The organism is Profundibacter sp., from assembly GCF_965277155.1.
In the GTDB taxonomy this organism is placed as follows: Bacteria; Pseudomonadota; Alphaproteobacteria; order Rhodobacterales; family Rhodobacteraceae; genus Profundibacter.
Genome location: NZ_CBDIBV010000013.1, coordinates 893,578 through 905,851 on the forward strand (window position 1 = coordinate 893,578; position 12,274 = coordinate 905,851).

General features: G+C 55.9%; 12 protein-coding genes and 1 pseudogene. 8 read left to right on the top strand and 5 right to left on the bottom strand.

All coding sequences use genetic code 11. The annotated features are described in order from the left end of the window. Window positions 1-10: 10 nt before the first annotated feature. From trpA to ACQY4M_RS19730, 4 genes and pseudogenes are all read right to left on the bottom strand, one after another. Window positions 11-802: a tryptophan synthase subunit alpha gene (trpA, locus tag ACQY4M_RS19715; protein ID WP_428547745.1), complete on the bottom strand. Its 792-nt coding sequence runs from the start codon at window positions 800-802 to the stop codon at window positions 11-13. 90 nt (window positions 803-892) lie between these two features. Next, window positions 893-1,381: an acyloxyacyl hydrolase gene (locus ACQY4M_RS19720; protein ID WP_428547748.1), complete on the bottom strand. Its 489-nt coding sequence runs from the start codon at window positions 1,379-1,381 to the stop codon at window positions 893-895. A gap of 305 nt (window positions 1,382-1,686) precedes the next feature. After that, window positions 1,687-2,913 (bottom strand): annotated as a pseudogene (locus tag ACQY4M_RS19725) (IS256 family transposase). Window positions 2,914-3,766: 853 nt separating this feature from the next. Beyond that, window positions 3,767-4,899 (bottom strand): IS3 family transposase gene (locus tag ACQY4M_RS19730; RefSeq protein ID WP_428539245.1). Its coding sequence is split into 2 segments (ribosomal slippage): window positions 3,767-4,647 and window positions 4,647-4,899, totalling 1,134 coding nucleotides; the frame shifts between segments, so codons are not numbered across the junction. A gap of 573 nt (window positions 4,900-5,472) precedes the next feature. On the opposite strand from ACQY4M_RS19730, the gene ychF reads away from it, so the two are divergent. From ychF to ACQY4M_RS19745, 3 genes are all read left to right on the top strand, one after another. Further along, entirely contained in the window at window positions 5,473-6,570 is a 1,098-nt protein-coding gene (gene ychF, locus ACQY4M_RS19735; RefSeq protein WP_428547751.1) for a redox-regulated ATPase YchF, read from the top strand. Between the two features lie 110 nt (window positions 6,571-6,680). Continuing rightward, window positions 6,681-7,211, top strand: a complete 531-nt coding sequence (locus tag ACQY4M_RS19740; protein ID WP_428547754.1) for an adenine phosphoribosyltransferase — start codon at window positions 6,681-6,683, stop codon at window positions 7,209-7,211. 101 nt (window positions 7,212-7,312) lie between these two features. After that, window positions 7,313-7,501: a TetR family transcriptional regulator gene (locus tag ACQY4M_RS19745; protein WP_428547757.1), complete on the top strand. Its 189-nt coding sequence runs from the start codon at window positions 7,313-7,315 to the stop codon at window positions 7,499-7,501. A gap of 12 nt (window positions 7,502-7,513) precedes the next feature. Here ACQY4M_RS19745 and ACQY4M_RS19750 read toward each other — a convergent pair whose 3' ends face one another. Beyond that, window positions 7,514-8,740 (bottom strand): IS256 family transposase, encoded by a 1,227-nt coding sequence (locus ACQY4M_RS19750; RefSeq protein WP_428542083.1) that lies wholly within the window; start codon window positions 8,738-8,740, stop codon window positions 7,514-7,516. Between the two features lie 45 nt (window positions 8,741-8,785). Here ACQY4M_RS19750 and ACQY4M_RS19755 point away from each other — a divergent pair, with 45 nt between their 5' ends. From ACQY4M_RS19755 to ACQY4M_RS19775, 5 genes are all read left to right on the top strand, one after another. After that, on the top strand, window positions 8,786-8,941 hold the full coding sequence (locus tag ACQY4M_RS19755; protein ID WP_428545565.1) for a TetR/AcrR family transcriptional regulator: 156 nt from the start codon (window positions 8,786-8,788) through the stop codon (window positions 8,939-8,941). A gap of 88 nt (window positions 8,942-9,029) precedes the next feature. Further along, on the top strand, window positions 9,030-10,280 hold the full coding sequence (locus tag ACQY4M_RS19760) for an IS256 family transposase (RefSeq protein ID WP_428539230.1): 1,251 nt from the start codon (window positions 9,030-9,032) through the stop codon (window positions 10,278-10,280). Between the two features lie 73 nt (window positions 10,281-10,353). Beyond that, window positions 10,354-10,713, top strand: coding sequence for a hypothetical protein (locus tag ACQY4M_RS19765; RefSeq protein ID WP_428547760.1), 360 nt, complete (start codon window positions 10,354-10,356; stop codon window positions 10,711-10,713). Between the two features lie 48 nt (window positions 10,714-10,761). Then, the gene (locus ACQY4M_RS19770) at window positions 10,762-11,439 is read left to right on the top strand and encodes a hypothetical protein (protein WP_428547763.1); all 678 of its coding nucleotides are present in this window, start codon (window positions 10,762-10,764) and stop codon (window positions 11,437-11,439) included. Between the two features lie 236 nt (window positions 11,440-11,675). Beyond that, window positions 11,676-12,257, top strand: coding sequence for a hypothetical protein (locus tag ACQY4M_RS19775; RefSeq protein ID WP_428547766.1), 582 nt, complete (start codon window positions 11,676-11,678; stop codon window positions 12,255-12,257). Window positions 12,258-12,274: the final 17 nt, after the last annotated feature.

Here is a 12,274-nt window from a genome sequence, read left to right on the forward strand (position 1 = left end):
TTACAAAACCCTAGGCCCGATGCGCCCCGTCCGCCAGCGTTTTCACAAACGCCAGAACATCTGCCACGCTGTCCCCCGCCGCGATCCGGCTGACGATGGCCGAGCCAACAACGGCCCCGTCCGCCACCTTGGCCACCGCTTCGGCCTTGTCCGGTGTGTTAATGCCAAAGCCCACGATCACCGGAATATCGGTCTGGGCCTTGATCCGCGCCACTTCGGGGCCAACGTCGGCGGCTTCGGCTTCGGCCGCACCGGTGATGCCGTTGATCGAAACGTAATAAAGAAATCCCGAGGTATTCTGCAGCACCTTGGGCAGGCGCACATCATCGGTGGTCGGCGTTGCCAGACGGATGAAATTCAACCCCGCCGCCTGCGCCGGTATGCACAATTCGCTGTCTTCCTCGGGTGGCAGATCAACCACAATCATCCCGTCGATCCCGGCCTCTTTGGCGTCCACCAGAAACCGGTCCACCCCGCGATTGTAAATCGGGTTGTAATAGCCCATCAGCACGATCGGCGTTGTGTCATCGGTTTTGCGAAATTCCCGTGCCATATCCAACGTGCGTTGCAAGGTCATCCCCGCCGCCAGCGCCCGTTGACCGGCCAGCTGGATCGTCGGGCCATCGGCCATCGGATCGGTAAAGGGCAGACCCAGTTCAATCACATCCACCCCCGCCGCTGGCAGGCCTTTGACGATTTCCAGAGAGGTATCAAAATCCGGATCCCCCGCCATAATGTAGGACACAAAGGCCTTCTTGCCTTTGGCTTGCAGTTCGGCGAATTTGCGGTCGATCCGTGTCATCTGGGCATCCCTTATATTGAATACGCCCTGATGTGCCCAAATTCCCGCCGAATTGCAATCCTTCAGCGGGGTTTGCCGGCTGGTATGAGGCTAAAACCGGTGATGATAGCGTAATAAAACCCCGTTCACCCCCGGATTTTGCGATGCGGTCGAGGCATTGGATTTATGCATCGCCGCAAAGGAAATACTGTCACCCGAGTTCAATTCATACCCCAGCCCAAGCAACAGCCGGATTTCAAACGGGCTTCCCAAATCATTGCCGAGACTGGATTCATTGAAATACCCCGGCGCTATGCTGCCCTCAATATACCAGCGATTATCGAAATCATATACGCTGGACAGGCCAACTCCGACGAAAACGTCACCCGTGGCATGACCCGTGACAACCCCCATATAACGCAGGCTGAATCGATTACGGGTAAAGAAAGGCTCGCTGTGCAACTCAAAAGATACGATCGAGCCGCTTTGTGAATCGGCATCATGAAACAGGCTGCTGCCCGCCCCCAGCACCCACTCCCCCGCCGATGCGGTGCTGGCGATTGATGCGATAAATGCCGACAGTGCTAGAAGTTTTCTCATGGTGACCTCCGGGGTTGCGTGTGCAACTCCAGCCTAGAAGGCCACAATCCGGCAAACAATCCACCCTACCCCGAACGTGTTGACGGGTGATTTTCCGTTATTAACAAGTGAGTTACCAAACTGTGATCGATACAGGAGATATGAGGCGAATTATTGAAATCCTTGGGTGAAACACACATCCTCTATGGCGTTTCCAGGCACTGGTTTTACCATCAGGAAAAGTTCAATGGCTTACACTGGGTTGTGTCTCGAAAGTGGTGGAAATTGATTTCAGGCACCTCCGAGCGGGTTGAGTTATGCGCCGGTCAGGCGGCTTGGTCAAGGGTTGCGTCGGCGACGGGCTGAGCGAGCGTTTCCCAGCCATCGACCTTTCGCATGACGATCTGCCCCGAGGCCATCAGAGCCCAAAGCAGCATCGGCACGGTCTCGGCGCATGGCAGCACGGTCTGGGTCTTGATGCGGCGGCGGAATTCCTCGTTCAGGCGTTCGATCGCATTTGTCGTTCTGGCCGATTTCCACTGGCCTTGTGGCAGACGCGTGAAGGTGAAAAGCTTATCTCCTGCTTCTTCCAAGCTGTCAGCGACGGCCTTGCATTTCAGCCGCCATTTTCGCAGAAATGCCTTGCGGCGGGTGGCGATTTCCTCGGGTGTTTTGGCGTAGATCATGTCGCGGTAATCTTCTGTCAACTCATCATGCATACGCTTGGGTGCCTTGGCCAGAAGGTTGCGGTGCTTGTGCACCGTGCACCTCTGGATCGGCAGATCTTCACCCCAGAGGGCAATGAGAGCGACCTCAAGTCCCGGTGCCCCGTCCACGATGACAAATTCGGGCCGTTTCAACCCGCGCGCATCCAGATCGTTGATGAACTGACGCTAGGCGGAGGTGCTTTCGCCGCCCATGTTCATCAGTGATAACAAGACCTTCTGCCCATCCCGGCGCACGCCAATCGCGGCCAGAACCGAGATATTGGTGGCCTTCCTGTCAATCCGCGTTTTGATCACGGTGCCGTCCAGGATCAGCCGCACGATGTCTTCATCCGCAAGGCTGCGGGCGCACCACGCCTGCCAGTCCACCTTCACCTTGCGCCAGGCGCGGCTCACCACATCCTTGCTGACCGCCCCCTGAAACAGGCCGAACAGGGCGCGTTTTACCCGCCGTGTGTTGGTGCCCGAAAGGTAGACAGCAGCGATCAGCGCCTCGGCCTTCTTCGTCAGCCGCTGGTAGCGGGGCAATGCCTTCGAGCGCCATTCTCTGGCCTTGCCGGCCTCGCCTGTGATCCGCGCACGCGGCACGCGCACCGTTTCGGTTCCAAATGTTCCGACCAGTTGCCGCTCGCGATGCCCGTGGCGGTATCCGGCCTTTGCCCCGCCGCTGCGGCCATACCGGCAACGGCCCAGAAACTGCTCCAGCTCCTCTTCGAAAACCGCCTCGATCGTCGCGCGGATGTTCTGGCGCAGCCGGTCTTCAATCGGGTCATAGCCTGCTTCATTGGCCAGTAGCGCGGATGTCGATGTTGCTGTATTCTTTGTCATGGCGTGATCTCCTTGGCGGTTCCAGCCGCCGGTTGGGTGGCTTCGATGCACCCGGAGATTACGCCGTCCTCGAATTTCCACCAAACTCGCGACACTACCAACAGCTATCTCAAACGAGTCTTCAACATATTGAATCACCACGCCATCTATGAGAATTCTATGGGCTCGGTAGTCATCGCTATCAGGGTCAGATTCAACAACACTATACGGCAATGGTGGCGAAAAACGCGCATAAAACAAATCTGCATCAACAAAATGGCCGCGCTCTTCAAACTTTACACGATAACTCTCGGTGAACTTATCTTGGTGAGATGTGCAAATGGAGCGAGCCACTTGCTCGATTCCCCATAAATCATTAGGGCTTTCATCTTCACGCATCAACAACCATCTTTGGTATGGCTTGCTTTCCAGGGCACTCCAAGATTTGGTTATAAGATCAAATTCCCATGTTGATAGGTTTGCAACTGTCATCTTCGTAGGAAGGTGTCTGGCCTGCCCGCCAGTACAGATAATCCTTTGGCCATCTTTATCCAGTTCGGCATTGTGTTCAAAGAGCCCTGGCGGCTGATCTCCATGCGTTGCTAAACGGTGGATAGAAAAATCGGCTAGTTGCAGGCGATAGACCCATGTCTCTTTGTCACTGCGGTCTTTGGGATACCGCAACCCGCCGATGATAAGTACTTTGTCACCAATCTGGGTTGCGCTGTGAAAGTCGGTCGGTGGGAACACATCGGCCGGATATCCGTAAATTTCAACGGACGAATCCGGTCGCACGACGATAACGTCGTTGTAGAGAGGTGGTCCCACTTTTTTGACCAGTCAGCAGCCAGTTTAAGATGGATCAGGGTTTCATTTAGGCTGCCAAACTCATTGGTTTTGTTTTTCTGTCATAGGCTTCATCCGGGGTCAATATTCCGTGGGTGGAATGCGGGCGCTCGGTGTTGTAGTAAGCCAACCATTTCCCGATCCCGGCGCGGGTCTGCGAACCCGTTTCAAATGCGTTGAGGTAAATGCATTCGTATTTCAAGGATCGCCAAAGCCGCTCGATCATCCGGTTATCGACCCAGCGACCTTTGCCATCCATCGAGATTTTCACGTCGGCTTCTTTCAGCGCCTGCGTCCATTCAAACCCGGTGAACTGGCTGCCCTGGTCGCTGTTCATGATATCGGGCTTGCCGTATTTGGCCATAGCCTCTTTCAGGGCTTCAACGCAAAAATCTGCCTCCATGCTGTTTGACAATCTCCAGCTCAAAACCTTGCGGCTGTGCCAGTCCATGATCGCGACCAAATAGAGGAACCCGCGCTGCATCGGAATGTAGGTGATATCTACGCACCACACATGGTTTGGACGATCAATCGTCAGGTCTCGCAGCAGATACGGGTAGATCTTATGCTGCGGATGTTTCTTGCTCGTGTTGGGCGTCTGGTAGATCGGAACCAACCGCATCAGCCGCATCAAACGGCGGACCCTGTGGCGACCACACTTGTAACCTTGGCGCTGCATGTGCCGGGCCATTTGCCGTGATCCATACCACGGCGTCTGCAAGAATTGCTTGTCGATTATTGTCATGAACCGCAAATTTTCAGCACTTTCGCCTTTTGGCTGGTAATACAGGTTCGAGCGCGCCAGAGAAAGTAGCCCGCATTGTCGTCGCACACTCAGATCATGCTCACGGCTCACCATTTTTTGCCTCGCTTCCCGAGCAACTGTTGCGAGGCGTTGGCTAAAAAATCCCGTTCCACGACCAGCTGACCAATCTTGGAGTGCAGCTTCTCAATCTGGGCTTCATCAACCCGATCAGGATCACGGCCCCGTCTGGAAAATGCCGTGGCCATGTTTTCAATCGCTGCTCGTTTCCATGTGCCAATCTGGGTTGGATGCACACCATACTTCTTCGACAGCTCCGCCATCGTCATTTCCTCGCGGATTGCTTCAAGCGCAACGCGGGCTTTGAATTCGGGAGAATGGTTCTTTCGTTTCGTCATTTTGAATCGTCTTTCTCATAAGTCGATCCACCTTAACAACTGGTCCGAATTTCCGCGACCACCTCTTAGATGTAGAAATCCGGAGCGTAATGATCTTCATGCTCTCCACCTATATAGATTATTGTACCATCGGAAAGCAGTGTATTCGATTGGCCAAATCTGTCAAAACACCAGCCCGGATATTGTCTTTCACTAGCTCCGGCTGACTCATGTGCTGCACTTGGCCATGCCCGCGTCTGGATTAGCCATGACCAAACATCATTCGTTTGGTTTTCAGGATTTGCCGTGCCTCTTTTGGGAACGCACCAGTTGGAAAATTGGGTGACAACCGTAGTTGCCGCTTGAAGCTTGTTATTCATTAAATCTGTCGGCTATCCCGACCATATATTAGAACAATGCAGCATCCCTAGTCTATTTCCGGTGTTCGTTCAACTTGGTTCAGGGTTAAAGGAAAGCCCCAAACACCCCCGACATCCCACAAGACACCAAACCAACCACTCCATAACCCCCGCTGGCTTGCGTCTGTTTGTCTGACCGACTAGAAGCAGCGGAAACTGGATCAAGGATCAAACCATGGGCTTTAAGATGGGTATCGTGGGCTTGCCGAATGTCGGTAAATCCACATTGTTTAACGCGCTGACAAAAACCGCTGCTGCGCAGGCTGCGAATTTTCCGTTCTGCACGATTGAGCCCAATGTCGGCGAAGTGGCGGTGCCCGACGCGCGGCTGGACAAGCTGGCCGAAGTTGCTGGCTCCAAGCAAATCCTGCCCACCCGCATGACATTTGTTGACATCGCCGGTCTGGTCAAAGGTGCGTCCAAGGGCGAAGGGCTGGGCAACCAGTTTCTGGCCAATATCCGCGAAGTAGACGCCATCGCCCATGTGTTGCGCTGCTTTGAGGATGGCGATGTCACCCACGTCGAAGGGCGTGTTGATCCCGTGGCCGATGCCGCCACGATCGAAACCGAACTGATGCTGGCCGATATGGAATCGATCGAAAAGCGCCTGCAGGGGCTGGTGCGCAAGGTGCGCGGCGGTGACAAGGACGCGGTGCAGCAGGAACGCCTGCTAAAGGACGCATTGGCGATGCTGGAAAGCGGCAAACCCGCCCGTCTGGTCAACGTGGACGAAGAAGACGCTAAAGCGTGGAAAATGCTGCAACTGCTGACCACCAAGCCGATCCTTTACGTATGCAACGTCGAAGAGGATGCCTCGGCCACCGGCAATGCCCATTCTGCTGCCGTCGCCGAAATGGCCGCCGCCGAGGGAAACGCGCATGTGATCATTTCCGCCGCGATTGAAGAAGAGATCAGCCAGCTTGAGCCGGAAGAGGCCGAGATGTTCCTGTCCGAAATGGGGCTGGAAGAACCGGGGCTGGATCGCCTGATCCGCGCCGGCTACGAATTGCTGCATCTGGAAACCTATTTCACCGTTGGCCCGAAAGAGGCCCGCGCCTGGACCATCAAGCAAGGCACCCTTGCCCCGCAGGCCGCGGGCGTGATCCATGGTGATTTTGAAAAAGGCTTTATCCGCGCCGAAACCATCGCCTATGAGGATTTTGTGGCCCTTGGTGGTGAAGTTGGCGCCAAAGAAGCCGGTAAAATGCGGGTCGAGGGCAAAACCTACGAGGTGCAGGACGGCGACGTGATGCACTTTTTGCACAGCAGCTAGCGCCAACCACCCTATATTCTGCCACTTTGCGACAATAATGCCGTTGTTTGCGCGCTTTGGCTCGCCTATCAATCATCCTGAAAAGATGTGATCACCAAAGGGGACTCCAGATGAAATCCGTCAAAGACTATATCCGCACCATCGTGGATTTCCCGCACGAGGGGATCATGTTTCGCGATGTCACGACCCTGTTTGCCGACCCGCGCGGGTTTCGCATGGCGATCGACCAGATGTTGCACCCCTATGCCGGTATGCAGATCGACAAGGTTGTGGGTTTGGAAGCGCGCGGGTTTATCCTTGGCGGGGCGATTGCCCACCAGTTGACTGTCGGTTTTGTTCCAATCCGCAAAAAGGGCAAATTGCCCGGCGCGGTGATTTCCCAAGCCTATACGCTGGAATACGGCGAAGCGGTGATGGAAATGCATGACGATGCAATCAAGGCTGGCGAACGTATTCTGGTGGTCGACGACCTGCTGGCCACCGGCGGAACCGCAGCGGCGGGAATCAAACTGATCGAACGACTGGGCGGCGAAATCGTCAGCACATCCTTCATCATTGATCTGCCGGAACTGGGCGGGCGCAAGGTGCTGGAAGACATGGGCATGGATGTGCATGTGTTGTGTGAATTCGAAGGGGCGTAACCGTTAGTAAAGCGCCAATGCCAGCGTGAGCTTGCATCGCCTTCAATCTGATTGACTCTCAGTCAGTCGAGGGGTAAACTCCTTGCCGAAAGGACCCTCCTATGGCAACGCAGCGCCCCCGCATTTCCAAACCAACCGATGAGCGTCGGGCAGAAATCGTCGAATGCGCACGACGCTTGTTCGCCGAACGCGGCTTTACCGCCACCAAGATCAGCGCCATCGTGCGGGAACTCGGCGGTTGTGTCTCGAAAGTGGTGGAAATTGATTTCAGGCACCTCCGAGCGGGTTGAGTTATGCGCCGGTCAGGCGGCTTGGTCAAGGGTTGCGTCGGCGACGGGCTGAGCGAGCGTTTCCCAGCCATCGACCTTTCGCATGACGATCTGCCCCGAGGCCATCAGAGCCCAAAGCAGCATCGGCACGGTCTCGGCGCCTGGCAGCACGGTCTGGGTCTTGATGCGGCGGCGGAATTCCTCGTTCAGGCGTTCGATCGCATTTGTCGTTCTGGCCGATTTCCACTGGCCTTGTGGCAGACGCGTGAAGGTGAAAAGCTTATCTCCTGCTTCTTCCAAGCTGTCAGCGACGGCCTTGCATTTCAGCCGCCATTTTCGCAGAAATGCCTTGCGGCGGGTGGCGATTTCCTCGGGTGTTTTGGCGTAGATCATGTCGCGGTAATCTTCTGTCAACTCATCATGCATACGCTTGGGTGCCTTGGCCAGAAGGTTGCGGTGCTTGTGCACCGTGCACCTCTGGATCGGCAGATCTTCACCCCAGAGGGCAATGAGAGCGACCTCAAGTCCCGGTGCCCCGTCCACGATGACAAATTCGGGCCGTTTCAACCCGCGCGCATCCAGATCGTTGATGAACTGACGCCAGGCGGAGGTGCTTTCGCCGCCCATGTTCATCAGTGATAACAAGACCTTCTGCCCATCCCGGCGCACGCCAATCGCGGCCAGAACCGAGATATTGGTGGCCTTCCTGTCAATCCGCGTTTTGATCACGGTGCCGTCCAGGATCAGCCGCACGATGTCTTCATCCGCAAGGCTGCGGGCGCACCACGCCTGCCAGTCCACCTTCACCTTGCGCCAGGCGCGGCTCACCACATCCTTGCTGACCGCCCCCTGAAACAGGCCGAACAGGGCGCGTTTTACCCGCCGTGTGTTGGTGCCCGAAAGGTAGACAGCAGCGATCAGCGCCTCGGCCTTCTTCGTCAGCCGCTGGTAGCGGGGCAATGCCTTCGAGCGCCATTCTCTGGCCTTGCCGGCCTCGCCTGTGATCCGCGCACGCGGCACGCGCACCGTTTCGGTTCCAAATGTTCCGACCAGTTGCCGCTCGCGATGCCCGTGGCGGTATCCGGCCTTTGCCCCGCCGCTGCGGCCATACCGGCAACGGCCCAGAAACTGCTCCAGCTCCTCTTCGAAAACCGCCTCGATCGTCGCGCGGATGTTCTGGCGCAGCCGGTCTTCAATCGGGTCATAGCCTGCTTCATTGGCCAGTAGCGCGGATGTCGATGTTGCTGTATTCTTTGTCATGGCGTGATCTCCTTGGCGGTTCCAGCCGCCGGTTGGGTGGCTTCGATGCACCCGGAGATTACGCCGTCCTCGAATTTCCACCAAACTCGCGACACTACCGAACTCGGCGTCTCTCAGGGTGTGTTCTATTATTACTTTGAATCAAAGGAATCTGTGGTCGAAGCAATCGTCGAAACCCACATCGCCGCACTAGAAGAGTAATGCCCGAAAGTTGGTGATGGGGTGATTGGGTGGCATATCATGGCGGTGTTGACGCGCCGCGATTCTCAGAGAGAAAAGGATATGCCACATGGAAGACGATACTATTTTGGAGTTTACCGATCCAGCCGGAATTTCACCTGATCCGCTGACGGATATCTTGCGCAAAGGCGCGCGGGATCTGTTGGCACAGGCGGTCGAGGCCGAGGTTTGTGATCTGATGGCGCAACACGCGCATTTGAGGGATTCGGCCGGTCGCCAGCGCCTTGTTCGCCACGGATACCTGCCGGAGCGCGAGGTGATGACGGGGATCGGCCCTGTCCCGGTGAATGTGCCTCGGGTGCGTGATCGTGGCACGGGGGCGGAGAAGATCAGGTTCACCTCGACGCTTCTGCCGCCGTATCTGCGCCGGGCAAAGTCGGTCGAGGAGTTGTTGCCCTGGCTCTATCTCAAAGGTATTTCCACGGGTGATTTCGGCGAAGCACTGGCGGCCCTTCTGGGGCCTGATGCGGGTGGTTTGACATCGAGCACGATTTCGCGCCTGAAGGCGGAGTGGTGGGCAGAATACGAGCGTTGGAACCGGCGTGACCTGTCGGCCAAACGCTATGTGTATTTCTGGGCCGACGGGGTTTATTTCAAGCCGCGCACGGATGCTGACAAGCAATGCATGCTGGTGATCATCGGCGCGGACGAGTGGGGTAACAAGGATGTTCTGGGCCTCGTGGACGGGTATCGAGAAAGCAGCCAGAGCTGGCGTGAACTGCTGCTGGACTTGCAACGTCGTGGCCTCAGAAAAGCCCCTGATCTGGCCGTTGGTGATGGCGCGCTCGGCTTCTGGAACGCCTTGCGGGAGGTGTTCGGTGAGACCCGGGAGCAGCGCTGCTGGGTGCATAAAACCGGCAACGTCCTGAATGCCATGCCGAAGTCGCTGCAAGCCAAAGCCAAGGGCCATCTACAGGACATCTGGATGGCCGAGAACAAACGGGACGCCGAGGCCGCGTTCAATTTCTTCATCGAAGCCTATGGCGTGAAATACGAGCGTGCCGTGGGGAAGCTGACCAAGGACCGAGACGTGCTGCTGACCTTCTACGACTTCCCTGCCGAGCACTGGAAACACATCCGCACATCCAACCCCATCGAAAGCATATTTGCCACCGTGCGGCACCGAACGAAGAAGACCAAAGGCTGCCTCGGGCGCAAGACCGCCTTGGCAATGACCTTCCGCCTGATGATGTCGGCAAAGAAGAAATGGCGTAAACTCGACGGCGCATTCCGATTGCCGGAAATCATCGAAGGGGTTGAATTTAAGGACGGGATCAAGCAGGAAAAACATGCCGCCTGATTACTGCGTCACCAACTTTTGGGCATAGCTCGCACTAGAAACCAAAGGACGCGAGATCATTGCCCGCCCTGATATGGACCCACTCGAGAAGATCGAGGCGCTGGCAGATTTGCAATGGCACCAGAATCAAGCCGATGCGGCCGGAATACACGCGATCAAAGGCGTCGATATTCACGAACGCCTGCTATCAGCCATGATCACCCGCTATGTGCCCCTGATGCAGGAAGCATGGGGCGGAAAAACCAACGATGGCTACAACTTCGAGATATTCCTTACGGCGGGCATGATGCTATTCGATCCGGGGATATTCCCTTGGTCGGATGTGATGCGCAACGCCCGTATCGAACACCTGATCGCAACAATGGAAACCGCTATGGACCAACCGCCCGGCACGTTCGCCTTTTACCGCCGTGTTATGGGCCATAGAGGGTAATTTTTTTACCAAAATACTGACTGATAGTCAGTCATAAAGGAGAAAGAAATGACAACCATAACCACAACCCGCCCCCCCACTTATTTCCCTTTGGAAACAGGCATTACCGCCGTCGCCCTTATCCTGTTTCCGCTGTTTTTCGTTTCTGCCCAGTTACTCCATCCGGACCCCTTTGCAACAGGGATACCAAAGACCGGAATGGAATATGCGATTCACATCAATGGCGCCCACTGGATGCATATCGCCCATCTTCTGGAATTCTTTTGCGCGCCGCTTTTGCTGGTTCTCGCATTGCATTTTTATGCAAGATTAAAACCAGACCTCCCCCGACTTGCCTTCACAGCATTGGTGATGGCCACAATCGGCACTTTCATGCTCGCCGGCAATAAAGCAGCACTTTGCCTGACCGCCAGTGCCTTTGACACATTAAGCGACGCGGATCTTTTCGCCATGGCACCGGGGTTGGAGGTTCTGATCCATCGTCGCGCATTGATGGCTGTGCTGTGGGGCATCCCGCTATTGCCGCTTGGTTTTGCGCTATTTGCAACGGGATTGCTAAAGGCTGGCGTGACCCCGAAATGGCAAGCCGCGTTCATCCTTGCCGGTTCTCTGCTTCTCGCCAATCCTGAAATTCAGGCAATCAACACCGTTGCCTCCTTGTTTTTTGCTATCGGTTTCCCAAGCTATGCATGGACGTACTTCCATTCGCAAACCAGTGTGGCATAAACCCTTCCTTAATCAGAATCACAATAAACAGGGTTTGTCTGTTTGGGAGCAGACCTCTGTTTGCAAGACTAGATGAACGTCCCGTCGCCCCCCGACGGGACGTTCGTTTTTGCTGCAGCTCACCCCATTGTGACCCAACAAATCCATGCCTGCCATACCTCGATCTGGACAAGCTATTCCCAACCCGCTACCCCTAGAAAACTTGGTATCAAAACACGATTGAAGAAGGCTTGGGAATGTTTGGTAAATTTGCTTTTCGGCTGTCGCTGATGGTGGTCCTTTTCCTTGGGGCTTGCGGGAAATATTCAAGTGGCCCACCCACCCCCGGCAACAACCAAATCGCGGAACTGGCGCAGGCGATCCAAGCGCTTGGCCCGAATGTTGATCCCGAAGAAGCGCAGCGTGCGGCATATGTGGCGTTTACCTATCCGCTACAGCTGGCCAAGGAATACCAGATCACCGATCCGCCCATCATCCATAATATCAAGGTCAACCAAGGCCTGCGCCCGCGCGGGCTGTGCTGGCATTGGGCACAGGATATGGAAACCCGTCTGGCGCAGGAACATTTCAAAACGCTGGACCTTCACCGCGCTATTGGCAATTCCGAAAAGGCCCTGCGGATCGACCACAGCACCGTTGTGATCAGCGCCAAGGGCGATGGCATGTATGACGGGTTGGTGCTGGACCCGTGGCGCTGGGGCGGCAAACTGTTCTGGGGGGATCCCAAGCTGGACCACAAATACGAATGGATCCCGCGACAGAAAGTGTTTGAATTGAAACGTGGGCGCAGTGGCAGGCGACTGCTGGCTGCAGGCTAGAGCGTATCGGGCCTGAA